Genomic DNA, 17,141 nt, shown 5'->3' with positions numbered 1-17,141 from the left:
CTCCGTGCGCGAACTGTTCACGAGAACGGGGGTTGTGGTGGTGGGGCGGCGGAGGAGGAGCAGGCAGAGGGCGAGGCCGATTCCCAGCGCGACGGCACTCGCGAGGAAGGTGTCGGCGATCGACTGCGACGTGAGGTCCTGGGTGGCGTCGTTGAGTGCCGTTTGGAAGTCGGGGTCGGTGATCGGCGGCAGTTCGATGTCGGCGCGCAGCGCGTTGAAACGGGCCAGGCCCCACGCGGTCAATGCCGACAGCCCGACGCTCAGTCCGATCATCCGCACGACCATCACGACGGCGGCCGCGGCGCCGCGCGAGTCGGGTTCGGCATGGTCGACGACCGCGGACGTCGTCGGCGCCACCGTCAGCCCGATTCCTCCGCCGAGCAGCGCAAGCTGGATCGCGAGCACCGGATACGGCGTGTCGCCGCCCCACGTGAGGCCCATCAGGGTGTAGGCGACGGTCGCGGCGACGAGTCCGAGGATGATCGGCGGTCCGTACCAGGTTCGTTCGGTGATCCGCCCGCCGACGTAGGAGAGCAGGGCCATCGCCGCGGTCAATGCCGACAGGATCCACCCGGCGACGACCGCCGAACGTTCGAGGTCGATCTCGACCGCGTTGACGAACAACGGCACGTCGACCATCGCGATCACGAGTGCGGCGCCGACGACGAAGTTGACGATCAGCGCCACGCGGACGTTCCGACCGCGGAACAGGGCCGAGTCGAGCAACGCGACACGACCGCGACGACGGAGCCGACGTTCGTTCCAGAGGAAACCGGCGCCGGCGACGATCGCGACCGGGTACAGCCAGCGTAGATCGGTCCCACCGTTGCCCGTGAGCTCGTCGAGACCTTGAACACTCTGTACCTCGGCCGAGCCGAGCAGAGCGAGGTTCAGCGACACGAGCGCGGTCGTGAGCAGGCCGGCGCCGAGCCAGTCGATTCGTGCCTTCCGGTCGGGTCGGTCGTGCTCGGTGAGAGCCCACCAGACCGCGGCCGCACCGGCGAGCGCGAGGGGAACGTTCAACCAGAACTGCCACCGCCAGGACAGGAACCGGACGAGCATCGCCCCGTACAGCGGACCCCAGACCCAACCGAGCGTCTCGATCGCACCGAGGGTTCCGAGCGCTCGCGCGCGGCGCGCGACGGGGTAGACGTCGCCGACGACGGCGAGCGCGATCGGCACCATCGCGCCGCCGCCGATCGCGGTGAGGACGCGGCCGATGAGCAACGGACCGAGCGAGTTCGACAACGGAATCCAGATCGTGCCGACCAGGAAGATCGCGTAGGCCAACATGAACGTCCGTCGTCGGCCGATCACGTCGCTCACGCGACCTGCGATCGGCATCACCGCGATGAACGCGATGAGGTAGGCGTTGACGATCCAGGCCGCGTCGTCGAGTCCGTCGGGGAGGACCAGGCCGAGGTCGCCGATGATCGGGCGCAGCATCGTCGAGACGACGGTGAGGTCGTCGGCCGCGACGAACACACTGAACCCGACGGCCCAGAGGATCGCGCGCGGCGACGGTCCGGCACGCACGCCCATCGCGGGGTCGACGTCGGTCACGAACCGAGACCCTCCGGTGGTTCGATGTCGAAGTCCTCGCCGTACTCGCTCAGTTCCAGCGCCCACGCGACCTCGTCTCCGCCGACGTCCGCGGTGAACTCCGCCGCGCGTACTTCACCGGTGACGGGCTGGATCCAGAAATCGATCTCGACGTCCTGATCGCGCACCAGCCGTGCGGTGACGACCTCGACCCGTTCGGCGGGAGCGGTTGCGGTGACGTGATATCGATCGGCGCCGTCGCGCTCCTCGATCCCGACCAGTTCGACGTCGGTGAGATCCTCCATCAGCGGCTGCCAGCCGTTCTCCGGATCGAAGAACAACGACGGGTCGACATCGATGCCCGCGGGAAGCGGTTCGAACACGCCGGTGATCGGGTTCGACAGCCAGATCTCGTCATCGAGCGCGACCGCGCCCAGTTCGCTGATCAGACCACCGTCGACCTCGACCTCGATGACGGCCTGCGCGGAACCGGGGACCTCGAACTGGCCGATGACGCTGTTCAACGCGAGCTGTTCGACCTGGTCGATGTAGACCGGCGCCCCCGAGCGTCGGAGTTCGAAGCGGACGCTCTCGGTGTCCCCCATCGCCACCGCCGAGGCATCGACGATCGCCTGCGCGTCCGGGGGGATCGTCGGCTCGGTCGGTTCGGACTCGGATGAGTCGCCGCCGCACGCGGCGAGCGCAGCCGTGGCCGCCGCGATGAATGCGTAGCGCCGAAGCGGTCGAATGGCGATCATGTTCGTCATGGGGGGGGGTCCTCGAGATTTTGGCCGACGACACCGTGTCGTCGGGTTCGGACCGGAAATCAGCCGAACAATGTGACAACCGGGCTGCACCCGCATCCATTCCCACGCCCCGACATTGTCGCGGATCAGTACGGGTACGGGTCCTCGTACCGGGTGTGGCGATGTTGGAGCTCGCGGCTGAATCCATCCACGGAGATGCCCGCGAACACGAGCGCGATCCCGATCGCGACGCCGGCACCGACGAGGAACAGCATCGACGGGACCGCATCGAACCACACCGCATCGAGCATCTCGCCGAACAGGGTGTTGGACACCAAGCCGATCACCCAGCCGATGACGAGCAGGGCGACCAACCATGCTCCGGTGACGATCGCGACCTTCATCCCGATCCCGCGCAACGACCGACCCGGCCGGGGGTGCGCGAGCACGGCGATCGCGGCGAAAACCAACATCGCCACGAGCGCGATCGTGCGGGTCGTCTCGGCCACGTCGCGCAGCCCGAGCCGCGGAAGGTCGTCCGGCACCACGTCGGGGAGACCGGCCTCGGTGGCGATCGCGGCCGAATCGAGCGTCGCGGGGTCGCCGAGGCCGAGCGCGCCCACGTCGATGCCGTTCGCGGCGGCCGTATCGGCCACGGACGTCACGATCGCCGAGCCCACCGCGACGTTGCCGTCGACCACCTCGTCCGGAGCGTCACGGTCGACGATCTGGCGATGCGCGTCGAGCAACGACGTCTCGACGACTCGAATCACGGTCGGGTCGTTGCTCGCCACGGCCGCCGCCTGCTGTGCGATGGACTCACCCGCGATCGGCGCGATCGCATTGGTCACGGTCTGGTCGATGACGTCCGCGGCGAATCGGGATGCGGCGATCTCTGCGGCCGCACGTTCGGCCCGGTTCGCGTCGAGGACGGACATCAGGGCGAGTTGTGCCGAGACGAACGCCACGAGCGCGATCGCGAATCCGGCGGCCGCGAATCCTGCGAGCGCCAACCTCCCGCTCGATCCGCCGCGACGACTCATCCCGCCATCCTCGCCGATGAAGCACTCCGCACCGGGTCACGCGCGGGGCGGACCCGGCGCGCTCGGTCAGAGCGCGAGGTAGACGCGGGCTTCCGGTGGCAGCGGTTGTCCGGCGGTGACGACGACCTTGCCGAACGGGACCAGTGCGAGGCCGGCGAGCTTGAACGAAGCGATGCCGAACGGGATCCCGATGATCGTGAGACAGAGGAGGACACCGCCGATGACATGGCCGATCGCCAACCAGAGCCCCGAGAGCAGGAACCAGATCACGTTCCCGAGGCACGACAACGCGGCGTCGCGGTCGGTTCGTTCGTAGACGACGCGACCGAACGGCCAGAACGCGTATCCCGCGAGCTTGAACGATTGGAGGCCGAACGGGATACCGATGATCGTGATGCACTGGAGCACTCCGGCGACGATGTACGCGATTCCCATCCACAGGCCCGCGAGCACGAACCACAAGATGTTGCCGATCACGCGGAGCGGGCCGTTCCGTCCGGCGGCGACAGGTGTCGGGTACGTGTTCATCGCCCGGAGTATTCCATGTTCCGCAGGGCAAGGATCAGACCTCCGGGGTCCGGTGTCGGTCGTGCTGCGCCGTCACTCGGCGATACGAAAGGAATCGACGACGGTGAGGAACTCGGAGATCTGGGCGTCGGACACCTCGATGCTCAGGGCGATGAAGCCGCGGCGTGCGAGGTAGAAGCCGGCGTCGAGGCAGTGGAAGAAGAACAGCTCCCGCAGCCGATCGTCGGCTTCGGCCAGGTCGTGCGCCGAACGGACCGGTCCGGTCGTGCCGTGGACGTTCATCAACGAGCCGGATCCCGTGATGGACATCGGGACGCTGTTGCGCCGAAACGTCTCGCCGATGGCGATTCTCAGCGCGTCACCGCGGGCATGAACTGCCGCGAGCACGTCGTCCGTGAGGACGTCGCGGAGCCCGGCGACTCCCGCCGCCATCGAGACGACGTTGTTGTTGAAGGTTCCCGCGTGCCCGAGCGTTCCGCCCGCGGCAGGATCGAAGTGTGCCATCACATCGGCGCGACCACCGAACGCCCCGAACGTGAACCCGCCGGCGAGGTACTTGCCCAGCGTCGTCAGGTCGGGTCGGATGCCGAGGAGTTGCTGGGCCCCACCGCGTGAGAAGCGCGACGTCATGACTTCGTCGAAGACCAGCAGCGAGCCGTGCGTGTCGCACAGTGCGCGCAGTGACCGGAGGAAATCCGGCTCGCCGACGATGCAGCCACCCGAGCCCTGCATCGGCTCGACGAGCACGGCCGCGACGTTGCCGTCGTGTTCCTCGAACGCGCGGGTCACGTCGTCGACGTCGTTGTATCCGCACACCACCCACTCGTGTGGCACCGTCACCGGACTCGGTTGTGCACCGAAGGTCAGAACACCGCCGTGGTAGCCGTTGGCGAACACGACGACCTTGGACCGACCGGTGTGATGGGTCGCGACGGCGAGCGCCATGAGGTTCGCCTCGGTTCCCGAGTTCGTGAACCGGATCCGCTCGATCGAGTCGAAACGCTCGACCAACAACTCGGCCAGTCGCACCTCGTTCTCGTGGACCGAACCGAGCGACCACCCGCTGTCGAGTGCTTCGCGCACGGCGTCGAGGACGGGGGCCGGATCATGACCGAGCAACCCGGCGGTGTAGTTGCCGAGCAGATCGACGTAGCGGTGCCCGTCGATGTCGATGAGTTCACACCCGCTCGCCTGCTCGACACGGAACGGGAACGGGTCGAAGTGCAGGACCGACCGAGTGTTGCCGCCCGGCTGCACCGTCCGAGCCCGATCTCCGACGTCGCGGCTCAGCGGCCGCGCGTCGGCGTACCGGCGGCGGGCGTGGACAACGGCATCATCGAGATCCATCACCCCAGATTGGCACCCTGCCGTGAGCCGTGAGTGCGCTGAGCCGCGAGGTCGAGCGGGTCAGGCGACCATCCCGGCAAGCTCCACGCTGTCGAATCGATGTGCCGGAGGTGGCTCGATCGCCATACGCTGCCCGCCGTGTTCCTCGGTGACGATCTGCTGCCGCTGCTCGTGCTGGCGTTCGGTGGCGCACTGTTCGCAGGCAGCCTCCTCGCCGTGGTCAAGCCACCCGAGCGGCAACTCGACGACGCGCATCTCGAACGGGCACCGGTGGGTCGGTCGCTCGTGTACGCGTTGATCGGACTCGTCGCCGCGATCTGGGCGATCGCGTCACTCGTCTCCGGCTGACGAAGCCGGTCGGTCGACGAGGACGATCAGCTCGGTCGTCTCGCCGGTCCACTGAGTCGTGACCGCCACGGTGCTCTCGCCGTTCGCGAACGTGGCGGTGCGGAACTGGTCGCCCTGATTCGCTGACGACGTCTCCTCGTAGCCCGCTTCGGTGAGCCGGCCGACGTAGTCGTCGAAGACTTCCTCCGCGCTGCCGTCCGCGGAACCGGCGACGACGAAGCTCTCCTCGCCGGCTTCGGCGACATAGGTGCCGAAGACGTCATCGATCCCGTCCGGTTCGGGGACGCCGCTCGGCCATTGATCCGGGATCCCCTCGCCGGTGTTGAACACGGATTCGCCCTCCACACCGTCGATGTCGAGGTCGACGTTCTCTCCATCGACGTCGATGTCACCCGTGGTCACCTCGCCGTCTTCGTCGGTTGCGGTGAAGCTGCCGTCGGCGTCCACGTCGAACGATCCGGCTTCGTCGCTGTCCGCCTCGAGTCCGTTCTCGTCGGCGTTCAACGAGAAGTCGTTGCCGTCCGCGTCGGTTCCGTCGATCTCGACGCCGTTCTCGTCGGCGTTGATCGTCAGATTGCCCTCCTCGGATTCGATCGAGACCTCGCCGTCGCTGAAATCGATGTCCACGTCGTCGCCGCTCCCGGACTCGACCGCGCGCTCGACGGCTTCTTCGGTGGCGCGTTCGGCGATCTGGCTGCAGCCAGCGGTGAGGGCGACCAGCGCAGCGATCGCGAGGGGGATGGGGGTCGAACGGGCGCGAATCATGTGGGGGTTCCTCCTGTGGAGCGGGGGCGAAGTGTGTCAATCGACAGTACGAGGGGCCGCCGACACGATGTCGTGGATTTCGAACTTCTGCTCGGATCGCACGTTTCCGGCCGCGGAAGGTTGGATGATGGGGACATGAGCAGCCCGCTGCAACTGACATTCGTGGAGTCGGCATCCCGCGCCCACACACTCCCGGAGTCGCCCGTCGAGGTCGCGTTCGTGGGGCGATCGAACGTCGGCAAGTCATCGTTGATCAACGCCCTCGCCAATCGCAAGCAATTGGCACGCGTGTCGAACACGCCGGGTCGGACGCAGTTGATCAACCTGTTCCGACTCGACGAGGGCCAGGGCGGGAACAAGGGACCTCGCCTCGCCGAGGAACCGGTCGGCACCGTGGTCGACCTTCCCGGCTACGGATTCGCCAAGGCGGCCAAGAGCGTCAAGGGCGACTGGCCAGCGATGATCGAGGGATATCTCCTCGAACGCGACGAACTCGTGATGGTGTTCGTGCTGGTCGACGGTGCGATCGGTCCGACCAAGCTCGACGTACAGATGCTCGACTGGCTGCGTTTCAACGCCGTCCCGCACACGGTGGTGGCGACGAAGCTCGACAAGGTCAAGTCATCCAAACGCGCGACACGGAAGAAGGAGTTGGCCGCGGGTTGCATGCTCGACCCCGGCGACGTCGTGTGGGCGAGCGCCACGAAGGGCGACGGCATCGACCGGCTCCGCTCCCTCGTCCGCACGCATCTCGCTTGACCGCCTGACGGCAGGGCCGAGCTCGATCCCGACCCACCGGGCACGGTCCGTCGGCGTCGGGTGCCGTAGTTTCGAGGTATGGCCTCCGCTTCCCTCACCCGTGTCTCGATCACCGGGACCGGCTTGTTCACGCCCGCCGAGTCGATCAGCAATGCGGAGCTCGCGGCCTCGCTCACGGCCTCGGTCGAGAAGTGGAACGCCGACCACGCCGACGAGATCGCCGCCGGCACGCTCGCGGCTCGCGATGTTCCCGACGAAGCGTTCATCGAGAAGGCGTCGGGCATCGCGTCGCGGTTCGTGATGGAGAAGTCGGGAGTGCTCGATCCGGATCGGATGCGCCCACACCTCCCGACGCGCAGTGAGGATGAGCTCGGTGTGCAGGCCGAGATGTCGCTGCCCGCGATCCATGAGGCGTTGGAGCAGGCTGGGCGGAAGCCGTCCGATGTCGACGCAGTGATCGTCGGCTGTTCCAACCTGCAGCGCGCCTACCCGGCGGTCGCGATCGAGGTCCAGGACGCGCTCGGTGCCGGCGGGTGGGCGTTCGACATGAACGTGGCGTGTTCCTCGGCGACGTTCTCGATCCAGAACGCGGTCGATGCTCTCCGCAACGGAACCGCGAGCTGCGTCGTGGTGGTGAACCCGGAGATCACGTCAGGTCACAACAACTTCGAGCTGCGCGATCACCACTTCATCTTCGGGGACGCGTGCACGGCGCTCGTACTCGAACGGACCGACGATGCGGTCAACGACGGCAGTGGCGAACACGGTCGCTGGGACGTGCTCGGCACCAAACTCGCCACCCAGTTCTCGAACAACATCCGCAACGACTTCGGCTTCCTCAACGAATCGGAGGACGAAGCGCGCGATCCGCACGAACTGGTCTTCCGTCAGAACGGACAGTCGGTGTTCAAGGAGGTGTGTCCGCTCGTGGTCCGGCACATCACCGGACACCTGGGCGAGGTCGACGTCGAGCCGACCGACGTGCGCCGATTCTGGCTCCACCAGGCCAACTTGAAGATGAACCAACTGATCGCCAAGGGTGTGCTCGGTCGCATTCCCGACGAGGACGAAGCCCCGGTCATTCTCGACGAGTACGCGAACACGTCGTCGGCGGGCTCGGTGATCGCGTTCCACAAGCACCGGGACGATCTGTCGAGCGGTGACCTCGGAGTGATCTGCTCGTTCGGAGCGGGGTATTCCGTGGGCAGCGTCATCGTGCAGCGCGCCTGATCTCCACGATGGGGTTCCCGGTCCGTTTCGGAACGGTCGGCGGCATGTTTCACTCCCGATCTGGATTCGCGCGATGAACGGGATCAGGAGGTACATCGTGCCGGCCGGGGGACTGGGCGTTGTTGCGACGACACCATGGTGGTCTGGTGCGTCCGCTTCAGCGTCGCCTTCGCCGCCGCCGGCCTCGCCGCCGACTGATCCTCACCGCCGAACTGACCCGCCCACCGCCGATCCTCGCCTCGCACCGATCCCCGCCTCGCCTGAGAAATTTCGAGCAATCGAGACGCTGGCCGACCGGATCCCACGAAATTCGGCCCGGCCAACCGGTCAGAGCGGGAAACTTCGAGCAATCGAGACGCTGAGCGTCCCGATCACTCGAAATTTCTCGGAAGGGACCTGGTGAGGTGGATGGTGCGGGTGGTGCGGGTGGTGCGGGGCGGGGTCAGTTCGCGGCGAAGGACATGGAGCCCGTGGAGCCGCGGAGGGCGGCGAGCGGGTCACGGACGTCATCGACGTAGCCGAGCGCGTACGCGCCGATCTGATAGCCCATCAACTTGAGGAGGTCGTCGTCGAGTTCCGCGGCGACCTCGGGCGGGCACGACAGGTACTGGTTCTCCTCCTGCCGCAACCACGCCGCGCAGTACGTGAGGTTGAGGCCGCTGCGCACGACGTCGGATCGGTTCGCTCCGCCTCCGTGGTACACCTTGCCGGTGTAGAGCAGACACGAACCCTTGGTCATCTCGGCGGCCACCGTCTCGCTCACCTGGTGGCCCATGTCGACCTCCCAGTCCTGGCTTCGGGGGATCACCCGGGTCGCGCCGTTCTCCTCGGTGAAGTCGGTCATCGCCCAGATGGTGTTGCACTGCGGATGGACGTCGGACGGGAACGGGAAGAAGTCGAACGCCCACTCGTCACGATGGATCGCCTGGCCGGGTGAGTCCGGCCCGATCGAGATGATCTGCGTGAGATGGATCTGGAACTTCGTCGCTTGATGGAGGAGGCGACCGGCCACGTCGAGCACGAGTGGATGCGTGACCAGCTCCCGCGCCGTCTCCGAGCGCGCGATCAGCGCACCGGTCCGTTTGGTCGACCGGCCCGAGAAGTCGTCGGAGCCGAGCGGCGTGTCGTCGACGTGCTCGGCCATCTCCGCGGCGATGCGATCGATCACGTCGGGCGACGCGAGTTCGTCGATCACGAGTGCGCCCTCGGTCGCGAGCACGTCGTGGATCTCGGCGGCGGGTGTGGAGGCTGGCAGGTGGATCACGCCCATTCGACGAGGGTACTCCGACGCCGACTCGGCCTTCCGGTGGACGAGAATGGGCCGAATGGGCGATGCGACGAGAACGGTTCCGTGCGACGCTGTCGCCGTGTCATCGATCATCGAGACGACGGGTCTGGTCATGGAGTTCCCCTCCACCAGAGCGCTGGACGGTCTCGATCTCCGCGTCTCACCGGGCGTGACCGGCCTCGTCGGTGCGAACGGCGCAGGCAAGACGACGCTGATCTCACTCGCGCTCGGCTTGCTGAAGCCGACCTCTGGCGGGATCAGCGTGCTCGGACTCGATCCATCGGCTGACGGTCCACAGTTGCGCGCCATGATCGGGTACGGGCCGGAACGCAATGTGTTCCCCGACGACATGGTCGCCTACGACTACGTCCGCCACTTCGCCCAGATCCGCGGGCTTCCGCGTGACGAGGCTCGGTCACGGGCGAGTGACTCGCTCTATCTCGTCGGGCTCGGCGAGGAGCGGTTCCGTGCCCTCGGCACGATGTCGACCGGGCAACGCCAACGCGTCAAGTTGGCGCAGGCGATCGCTGCCGACCCGAGGCTGATCGTGCTCGATGAACCGACCGACGGACTCGACCCGGTCCAGCGCGACGAGATGCTCGCGATCATCGTCGACGTGAACCGCAAGTTCGGGATCGACGTCATGCTGTCGTCGCACGTGCTCGAGGAGGTCGAGCGGATCTGCGACAACGTCATCGCCCTCGACGCCGGTCGTCTGGTGGCTCAGGGATCACTCGACGAACTCGCCGGAGCGCTCGGCGGCGTCGACGTCGAGATCGTCGAGGTGGCCGACCGCCGCGATTCGATCGATCTGGTCGCACAGCGGTTGGTCGCGGGCGGATGGACGGTCGCGCGACGTGATCCGGGCCTGACGGTGACGGGCGAGAACGACGAGGAGGTCTTCGACGCGGTCGTGCGCGCGGTGGCCGATTCCGGTGCTCGGATCGGTCGACTCGGGCGCCGTCGACGGACGCTCGACGACGTGTTCACGAATGAGCGGGGCGACTCCTCGGATCGTCCGTCCACGGCCCGGACCGGTGGCACGGAATGAGCGACCTCCCACCACCCTCACCGCCGCAACCGACCGCGAGCGACGGCGCCACGGCGCAGATCGTCGACCGAGGTTTCCAGCGGTACGAGGGACCTCGCGCCGGTGTGGGCCAGGCGATTCGTGCGGTGACGTGGCAGAGCATCCGCTCGACGCTCGGACTGGGCCGGCCGGCACGACACAAGATCTTCCCCGTGCTCGCGGTCGCGATCGCGTACGTCCCCGCCATCGCGTTCGTCGGCCTCGCGGTGCTCGTCGGCGACATCCTCGACCCCAACGAGATCGCCGACTACGCGGGCTACTACGGCTTCATCACCGCCGCCATCCTGCTGTTCGCCGGGCTCGTCGCACCCGAGGTGCTCGTGGGCGATCGACGCAACGGGATGCTCGCGATGTACCTGTCCACACCCCTCCAGCGCAGCACGTACCTGCTCGCGAAGGCCCTCGCCGTGGTTGCGACGCTCGCGCTCGTCACGCTCGGTCCGCCACTGCTGTTGTTGGTCGGGTACACGTTCGAGAACGTCGGCCCGGATGGGCCGGGCGAATGGGTGACGGTGTTGGTTCGGATCGTCGTGGCCGCGATGGCGGTCTCGGCGTCGTTGAGCGCGGTGTCGATGGCGGCCGCGAGCCTCACCGATCGACGTGCCTTCGCATCGATCGGCGTGGTGCTCCTCGCACTGGCATCGCCCGCGGTGGCGGGGGCGCTCGTGGACGGCGCCGATCTTTCGCCGTACTGGCGCCTGATCGACGTGTTCTCGATGCCGTTCGAGTTGGTGTACCGGATCTTCGGAGAGCCCGGGAACTTCCCCGAGTTGTCGACGCTGAGCATCCTGGCGGTCAACCTCGCGTGGACGCTCGGCAGCATCGCGATCGTGGTGTGGCGATACTCCCGGCTCGTGGTGGCGCGATGAGCACTCTGCCGCCACCCCAGGCGCCGACCACGCCCGGCATGATCACGGTCGACGGCGTGTCGAAGTTCTTCCGTTCCGTCGTCGCGGTGAGCGACGTGACCTTCGGAGTGGGTCAGGGAGTGACCGCACTGTTGGGTCCGAATGGCGCGGGAAAGTCGACGCTGTTCCGCATGCTGTGCGGGTTGACGCCACCGTCTCGCGGAACACTCCGCGTCCTCGGGAAGGATCCACGCCGCGATCGTGAAGTGCGCGGTTCGATCGGTCTGGTTCCCCAACAGGACGCCTTGTTCGATCACCTCACCGCGTCCGAGTTCGTCGCGGTCGCCGCGCGCACGCACGGTGTGGAGCAGTCCGGCGTCGCCACGGTCGCGCGCTGGGCGCTCGAGCAGGTCGACCTCGCCGACGTCGGTGCCAAGCCGGTCGGACAGTTCTCGAAGGGAATGCGGCAACGGGTGAAGGTCGCCGCCGCGCTGGTGAACGACCCGCAAGTGCTCGTCCTCGACGAACCGTTGACCGGACTCGACCCGGTGCAGCGGCGCCGAATGATCGAGTTGTTCCATCGACTCGGGGACGAGGGGCGCTGTGTCCTGGTGTCGAGTCACGTGCTCGACGAAGTGGCGCGATTGGGTTCGCGCATCCTGGTGGTCGCCCAAGGTCGTCTCGTGGCGAGCGGTGACTACCGGGACCTGCGCGAGCTGATGGACGACCGACCGCATCGCATCCGGCTCGGAGCATCCGACCCCCGCCGACTCTCGACGGAGCTGGTGCGTCTCGGGCTGGTCAACTCGTTGACGATTGCCGACGGCAAGGCGGTGGTCGAGACCGACGACGTCGACACGCTCGGACGCCAACTCGCTCCGCTCGCCCTCGCGCTCGGAGTTCGACTCGACGAGGTGTACCCCCTCGACGACGACCTCGAGTCCGTGTTCCGATACCTGGTGGAGGGGCGATGACCGCCGAACCGACCTCGAGGACTCCCACGACCTACCCGACGGGAATCGAGCGCTCGTCCGTGCGGGGGGTCGACGCAGCCATCATCTCGTACCGACTGGTGCTGGGCCAGATGCGGAGTCCGGGGCGGATCGTGGCGCTGTTCCTGTTGTCGCTGACGGCAACGGTGGCCGGGTTCGCGCTCGGCGTCTCGGATGAGGCGACGGTCGACCGTGCCGCGTCGGTGGTCGCGAACCTCGGGTTCGCGGTCGTCGTTCCGGTGGTGTGCCTCGTGTTCGCCGGTGGTTCGATCGGTGATCTCCGCGAGGACAAGACGCTCGTCTATCTCTGGCTCCGTCCGATGTCCCGGTGGCCGCTCGTCGTGGGAGCGGCGCTGGCCTCACTGACCCTCGCCGCCCCGATCGTGCTCGCAACCGTCGTCACGGGCGCCGCGCTCACCGGTGTCGGCAACGGGCTGGTCGGTGCGACACTGCTGGCGACGCTCGTCGGCCTCGTCGTGTACACGGCGATCTTCACGATGCTCGGCGTCTGGCTGCAGCGACACATCGTGTGGGGCCTCGCCTACATCCTGATCTGGGAGGGCTTCGTTGCGTTGGGCGGCGCCGGGACGGCTCAGTTCGCGATGCGGACCTACACCCGCTCGATCATCGTCGATCGCACCGGCGCCGACCTCGGTGGTGCGGACTTCTCGACGATCGCCGCCGTCATCGTCCCTCTCGCGGTCAGCGTCGTGGCGGTCGTCCTCGCCAGCTGGCGTCTCTCGCACCAAGACGTCGACTGACCGACCCCGGACGGAACGTCAGCGGGGGACGCGGTTGGTCTCGTAGGCCCACATGGCGATCTCGACGCGGTTGCGCGCGCCGAGCTTCGACATCAGGCTCGCGAGGTGGGTCTTCACGGTGCTGAGACTGATGTGGAGTTCGTCGGCGATCTCCACGTTCGTCCGGCCCCGTGCGACGGTGAGCACGACCTGTTCCTCGCGTTCGGTCAATGCATCGACGGGTTGAGCCGGAGGCCCTGACGGCGCGGCGTCCGCGAAGCTCGCCAGGAGGCGGGCGGTCACACTGGGCGCGATCAGGGCGTCGCCGTTCGCCGCGGCGTGCACGGCTTGGGCCAACAGCTCGGGTCCGGCGTCCTTGAGGAGGAACCCCCGTGCGCCCGCCTTGAGCGCCCCGTGGACGTACTCGTCGAGGTCGAACGTCGTGATGACCACCACCGCGAGCGGAGCGTCGACGTCGGGGCCGGCGAGGAGACGGGTCGCCTCGATGCCGTCCAGCACGGGCATACGGATGTCGAGCAGGCACACGTCCGGTCGGAGGCGTTGCGCGACATCGACCGCCTCACGACCATTGGTCACCTCGGCGATGACGTCGATGCCGTCCTGCGCGTCCAGAATCATCCGCAGACCCGTCCGCACGAGTTCCTGATCGTCCGCGATCAGCACGCGGAGCGTCATCGACCGACCGCCTGTCGGGGAATCGACGCCTCGACGCGCCAGCCCTTTTCCGTGCAAGGGCCCGCGGTCAAGGTCCCGCCGAGCAGATGCGCCCGTTCCGTCATCCCGACGAGCCCGTACCCGGTCGTTGTCTCGGTCGGCTGGCTCGATGGGCGCCCGTCGTCGTGCACGATCAACCGGACCGCGTCGCCATCGCGACCGACGTCGACCGAAACGAGGGTCGCGTCACGGGCATGGCGGCGAGCATTGGTGATCGCCTCCTGCGAGAGCCGGTACAGAGCGGTCTCGACGGCCGTTCCGACATCGCCGACGTCGTCCGCGATCGTGACGTTGACGACGAGTTGCCGCTCGTTGCCGACCGACGGCGCCGGATCGGCGAGACCGCGCAGATCGTCGAGTCGCGGTTGCGGAGCCAGTTCGGCTGGATCGGTGCCACGCAGTGTCCCGACGATGCTGCGCATCTCGGCGAGCGTCCGCGACGCCTCCTGCTCGATCACGGCCAGCGCGTCGAGTGCTCCCGCCGGATCGTCCGAACCGACGACGCGTCCCGCCTGCGCGCGGATCGCGATCGCCGACACATGGTGCGCAACGGTGTCGTGAAGTTCGCGCGCGAGCAGTTCGCGTTCGCGCAGCTTCACCTGCTCGCGGTCGCGTTCACGATTGCCGACGATCTGGCGGACCTCGAGTCCGAGCCCCGCCGGGAAGAAGAAGACGAGCGTGCCGCCGATCGCATCACCGATCCCGGTCCAGTCACCGGCGAGCATCGACACCAGCATCACGACCATCAGGCCGAGCCCGATCGCCATGTGGCGGCCGGACGCCCATCGGAAGAGCGCGTACGGGACGAGCAGCACGAACGCGACCGAGTAGTACTCGAACGGTTCGCCGTAGAGGGCCTGGGACAACCGCTCGGCAATCATCACGAACGCGAGGGACCCCACGAGCACGGCCAACGGATGCGTGCGCCTCCACAGCAACATCGTCACGAAGGCGAGCGCCAGGACGGTCGAGAACGGCCGCCACGTGGCGTTGACGTTCACGATGCCCTCGACCACGACGGTGGGGTACGCCACGGCGAGCAGTACCCAGTCACGCCACACCCGGCGAGGTGGATCGGGAACGGCCGGCTCGTCGAGCAGGGTGCGAAGCAGCGCGGCCATCAACTCAGCGTAAGAGATCTGCGCCTGGCGCGGATCGGCCGAAAGGATGACTCGACATCCACACTTCGGCCGGGAGCGAAGCGGCCGAATCCCCGATGTTCGAGTCACGCGACGAGACGACGATGACGAAGGCGCACCGCCGGACGGCGACCCGTGCGCCCGAACTGGAGGAGTCGAAGATGTCATCGCTGTTGTATCGGTTGGGTCATGGTGCCGCGAGTCGCCCGTGGCGCGTGATCGGGGTGTGGCTCGCCGTGGCCGTGGCGGTCGTCGCTGCATCGGGGTTGTTCGGTCGCGAACTCGACGATTCGTTCGAGGTCCCCGGCGTGGATTCCCAACGGGCGGTCGAGCTGCTGAGCGGTGTCGGGTCCGATCAGGCCGGACTCACCGCGCGCATCGTCGTGACACCGCTCGATTCGGATGTGACGTTCTTCGAGTCGGAAGCGGCGCGACAGGAACTCCGCGCGTTGCACCAGCGCGCGACGGTCCTGCCGAATGTGCTCGGTGTCAGCGATCCGGCGACCGCCCTCCGGGTCGATTCCGACGTGGCGGTGGCGAGCGGGGACGTCTCGGTCGATGGCAGGGTTGCCGTGCTCACCGTGCGGTACCCGGTGCTCGAAGAGCTCGGCCGACAGGATCTCGACGACCTCGTCGAGTTGGTCGATGATGCCCAGGTCGGTTCCTCACTGCAGGTCGAAGCGGGAGGCGACCTCTTCTTCGCGTTCGGCGAGGCCGAGACCGGATCGAGCGAGGTGATCGGGCTGGTCATCGCGATGATCGTGCTCCTGGCCGCGTTCGGCTCGGTGATCGCGATGGGGCTGCCGATCGGAATGGCACTGTTCGGCCTCGCGCTCGGGGTGAGCTCGATGTCGCTCGTGGCGTACGTCATCGACGTTCCGAGCTGGGCACCACAGATCGGCGCCATGATCGGACTCGGCGTCGGGATCGACTACGCGTTGTTCCTCGTCACCCGCCACCGCGAGTTCCTGCATCGCGGTCTCGACGTGGCCGACGCAGCGGGCCGTGCCGTGGCGACCGCGGGCCAGGCGGTGATATTCGCGGGCGGGACCGTCGTGATCGCGATCCTCGGTCTGGCCTTCGCCGGCGTCCCGTTCATGACGGCAGCGGGAGTCGCGATCTCGCTCATCGTGCTGATCATGGTGGTTGCGTCGGTCACCCTGCTCCCGGCCTTCCTGGGAGTCGCTGGAGGTTGGATCGACCGGTTGCGTATCCACCGCGCCGACCGCAGAACCGAGGTCGGAGCCGATTGGACCCGCTGGGGCCGCCACGTCGGTCGTCATGCGTGGGCATACGCCGTGGGAGTGACGGTGCTGCTGCTCGCGTTGACTGCCCCGGTGCTGTCGCTCGACCTCGGCTTTCCCGACGACGGCACGCAGCCGACATCGCAGACCCAACGACGGGCCTACGACCTCGTCGCCGACGGCTTCGGCCCGGGCATCAACGGTCCGTTGTTGATCGCGATCGACACGAAGGGCGATCCCGATGTCGTGTCGTCGATCGCCGCCGTGGTTTCGGCGGATGACGGGATCGCCGGCATCGGTGAGCCCGCCGTCGACTCGTCATCCGGTGTCGCGACGCTCGTCGCCTATCCCACGACCTCGCCGCAGGACGACGCCACGTTCGACACCGTGAGTCGACTCCGAACCGACGTGCTGCCGTCGGTGCTCGACGGGCGCGACGCCACCGCGCACATCGGCGGCTCGACGGCGAACTTCGGCGATGTCGCCGGACGCGTGACCGATCGACTCCCCGTCTTCATCGGCGCCGTCCTCCTGCTGTCGTTCCTGCTGCTGATGCTGGTCTTCCGATCGGTGGTCGTCCCGCTCAAGGCGGCACTGCTGAACCTGTTGAGCATCGGCGCGGCCTACGGCGTCCTCGTGATGGTCTTCCAGTGGGGATGGGGAAAGGAGTTGATCGGGCTGGAAACGACCATTCCCGTGGTGTCGTTCATCCCGATGTTCATGTTCGCCATCCTGTTCGGGCTGTCGATGGACTACG

17 protein-coding genes are annotated in these 17,141 nt (G+C 67.4%); 8 read left to right on the top strand and 9 right to left on the bottom strand.

The genetic code is table 11. The features are described from left to right. The 5 genes from ON45_RS15625 to ON45_RS15605 all read right to left on the bottom strand — a co-directional run. Window positions 1-1,563 (bottom strand): MFS transporter (locus ON45_RS15625; protein WP_040494936.1); only part of this gene is annotated, 1,563 nt, incomplete at its 3' end. Further along, window positions 1,560-2,309 (bottom strand): LppX_LprAFG lipoprotein, encoded by a 750-nt coding sequence (locus ON45_RS15620; RefSeq protein ID WP_040494935.1) that lies wholly within the window; start codon window positions 2,307-2,309, stop codon window positions 1,560-1,562. The genes ON45_RS15620 and ON45_RS15625, both read right to left, overlap by 4 nt. A gap of 125 nt (window positions 2,310-2,434) precedes the next feature. Further along, window positions 2,435-3,331, bottom strand: a complete 897-nt coding sequence (locus ON45_RS23155; protein ID WP_040494934.1) for a hypothetical protein — start codon at window positions 3,329-3,331, stop codon at window positions 2,435-2,437. 66 nt (window positions 3,332-3,397) lie between these two features. Next, on the bottom strand, window positions 3,398-3,859 hold the full coding sequence (locus ON45_RS15610; protein ID WP_051063167.1) for a YccF domain-containing protein: 462 nt from the start codon (window positions 3,857-3,859) through the stop codon (window positions 3,398-3,400). A 72-nt stretch (window positions 3,860-3,931) separates the two neighbouring features. Next, on the bottom strand, window positions 3,932-5,206 hold the full coding sequence (locus ON45_RS15605; RefSeq protein WP_040494933.1) for an aspartate aminotransferase family protein: 1,275 nt from the start codon (window positions 5,204-5,206) through the stop codon (window positions 3,932-3,934). Window positions 5,207-5,344: 138 nt separating this feature from the next. Here ON45_RS15605 and ON45_RS15600 point away from each other — a divergent pair, with 138 nt between their 5' ends. Next, window positions 5,345-5,554: a hypothetical protein gene (locus ON45_RS15600; RefSeq protein ID WP_040494932.1), complete on the top strand. Its 210-nt coding sequence runs from the start codon at window positions 5,345-5,347 to the stop codon at window positions 5,552-5,554. Here the strand turns inward: ON45_RS15600 and ON45_RS15595 are convergent. Next, window positions 5,537-6,319 (bottom strand): hypothetical protein, encoded by a 783-nt coding sequence (locus tag ON45_RS15595; protein ID WP_040494931.1) that lies wholly within the window; start codon window positions 6,317-6,319, stop codon window positions 5,537-5,539. The two genes, ON45_RS15600 and ON45_RS15595, sit on opposite strands and share 18 nt — an antisense overlap. A 135-nt stretch (window positions 6,320-6,454) precedes the next feature. On the opposite strand from ON45_RS15595, the gene yihA reads away from it, so the two are divergent. Further along, window positions 6,455-7,078: a ribosome biogenesis GTP-binding protein YihA/YsxC gene (yihA, locus tag ON45_RS15590; RefSeq protein WP_040494939.1), complete on the top strand. Its 624-nt coding sequence runs from the start codon at window positions 6,455-6,457 to the stop codon at window positions 7,076-7,078. A gap of 78 nt (window positions 7,079-7,156) precedes the next feature. Then, on the top strand, window positions 7,157-8,308 hold the full coding sequence (locus ON45_RS15585) for a beta-ketoacyl-ACP synthase III (protein ID WP_040494930.1): 1,152 nt from the start codon (window positions 7,157-7,159) through the stop codon (window positions 8,306-8,308). 442 nt (window positions 8,309-8,750) lie between these two features. Here ON45_RS15585 and ON45_RS15580 read toward each other — a convergent pair whose 3' ends face one another. Next, window positions 8,751-9,578 (bottom strand): phytanoyl-CoA dioxygenase family protein, encoded by an 828-nt coding sequence (locus ON45_RS15580; RefSeq protein WP_040494938.1) that lies wholly within the window; start codon window positions 9,576-9,578, stop codon window positions 8,751-8,753. A gap of 97 nt (window positions 9,579-9,675) precedes the next feature. On the opposite strand from ON45_RS15580, the gene ON45_RS15575 reads away from it, so the two are divergent. Genes ON45_RS15575 through ON45_RS15560 form a run of 4 tightly spaced genes read left to right on the top strand, consistent with a single transcriptional unit; the run spans window position 9,676 to window position 13,287 of the window. After that, on the top strand, window positions 9,676-10,647 hold the full coding sequence (locus tag ON45_RS15575) for an ABC transporter ATP-binding protein (protein ID WP_040494929.1): 972 nt from the start codon (window positions 9,676-9,678) through the stop codon (window positions 10,645-10,647). Further along, window positions 10,644-11,555, top strand: a complete 912-nt coding sequence (locus tag ON45_RS15570) for an ABC transporter permease (RefSeq protein WP_040494928.1) — start codon at window positions 10,644-10,646, stop codon at window positions 11,553-11,555. Before ON45_RS15575 ends, ON45_RS15570 begins: the two co-directional genes overlap by 4 nt. Next, the gene (locus ON45_RS15565) at window positions 11,552-12,508 is read left to right on the top strand and encodes an ABC transporter ATP-binding protein (protein WP_083915050.1); all 957 of its coding nucleotides are present in this window, start codon (window positions 11,552-11,554) and stop codon (window positions 12,506-12,508) included. The genes ON45_RS15570 and ON45_RS15565 overlap by 4 nt, the downstream gene beginning before the upstream one ends. Beyond that, window positions 12,505-13,287, top strand: a complete 783-nt coding sequence (locus ON45_RS15560) for an ABC transporter permease subunit (RefSeq protein WP_040494926.1) — start codon at window positions 12,505-12,507, stop codon at window positions 13,285-13,287. The genes ON45_RS15565 and ON45_RS15560 overlap by 4 nt, the downstream gene beginning before the upstream one ends. 18 nt (window positions 13,288-13,305) lie before the next feature. Here ON45_RS15560 and ON45_RS15555 read toward each other — a convergent pair whose 3' ends face one another. Further along, window positions 13,306-13,962 carry a response regulator gene (locus ON45_RS15555; RefSeq protein ID WP_040494925.1) on the bottom strand — a complete coding sequence of 219 codons (657 nt, stop codon included), beginning with the start codon at window positions 13,960-13,962 and terminating at the stop codon, window positions 13,306-13,308. After that, the gene (locus ON45_RS15550) at window positions 13,959-15,122 is read right to left on the bottom strand and encodes a sensor histidine kinase (RefSeq protein ID WP_040494924.1); all 1,164 of its coding nucleotides are present in this window, start codon (window positions 15,120-15,122) and stop codon (window positions 13,959-13,961) included. Before ON45_RS15550 ends, ON45_RS15555 begins: the two co-directional genes overlap by 4 nt. A gap of 95 nt (window positions 15,123-15,217) precedes the next feature. Here ON45_RS15550 and ON45_RS15545 point away from each other — a divergent pair. Then, a partial coding sequence (locus ON45_RS15545) for an MMPL family transporter (RefSeq protein ID WP_051063165.1) occupies window positions 15,218-17,141 on the top strand: 1,924 nt, incomplete at its 3' end.

This window comes from Ilumatobacter nonamiensis YM16-303, assembly GCF_000350145.1.
In the GTDB taxonomy this organism is placed as follows: Bacteria; Actinomycetota; Acidimicrobiia; order Acidimicrobiales; family Ilumatobacteraceae; genus Ilumatobacter_A; species Ilumatobacter_A nonamiensis.
Note: the sequence above shows the minus strand (reverse complement) of the source record. Positions and strands in the feature narration are given on the sequence as shown.

Excerpts from the sequence above, each read along its gene's own strand:
- ON45_RS15560 (WP_040494926.1), top strand. The coding sequence starts at position 12,505 with ATGACCGCCGAACCGACCTCGAGGACTCCCACGACCTACCCGACGGGA.
- ON45_RS15605 (WP_040494933.1), bottom strand. The coding sequence starts at position 5,206 with ATGGATCTCGATGATGCCGTTGTCCACGCCCGCCGCCGGTACGCCGAC.
- ON45_RS15620 (WP_040494935.1), bottom strand. The coding sequence starts at position 2,309 with ATGACGAACATGATCGCCATTCGACCGCTTCGGCGCTACGCATTCATC.
- ON45_RS15610 (WP_051063167.1), bottom strand. The coding sequence starts at position 3,859 with ATGAACACGTACCCGACACCTGTCGCCGCCGGACGGAACGGCCCGCTC.
- ON45_RS15585 (WP_040494930.1), top strand. The coding sequence starts at position 7,157 with ATGGCCTCCGCTTCCCTCACCCGTGTCTCGATCACCGGGACCGGCTTG.
- ON45_RS15555 (WP_040494925.1), bottom strand. The coding sequence starts at position 13,962 with ATGACGCTCCGCGTGCTGATCGCGGACGATCAGGAACTCGTGCGGACG.
- ON45_RS23155 (WP_040494934.1), bottom strand. The coding sequence starts at position 3,331 with ATGAGTCGTCGCGGCGGATCGAGCGGGAGGTTGGCGCTCGCAGGATTC.
- ON45_RS15550 (WP_040494924.1), bottom strand. The coding sequence starts at position 15,122 with ATGGCCGCGCTGCTTCGCACCCTGCTCGACGAGCCGGCCGTTCCCGAT.
- ON45_RS15580 (WP_040494938.1), bottom strand. The coding sequence starts at position 9,578 with ATGGGCGTGATCCACCTGCCAGCCTCCACACCCGCCGCCGAGATCCAC.
- ON45_RS15595 (WP_040494931.1), bottom strand. The coding sequence starts at position 6,319 with ATGATTCGCGCCCGTTCGACCCCCATCCCCCTCGCGATCGCTGCGCTG.
- ON45_RS15565 (WP_083915050.1), top strand. The coding sequence starts at position 11,552 with ATGAGCACTCTGCCGCCACCCCAGGCGCCGACCACGCCCGGCATGATC.
- ON45_RS15570 (WP_040494928.1), top strand. The coding sequence starts at position 10,644 with ATGAGCGACCTCCCACCACCCTCACCGCCGCAACCGACCGCGAGCGAC.
- yihA (WP_040494939.1), top strand. The coding sequence starts at position 6,455 with ATGAGCAGCCCGCTGCAACTGACATTCGTGGAGTCGGCATCCCGCGCC.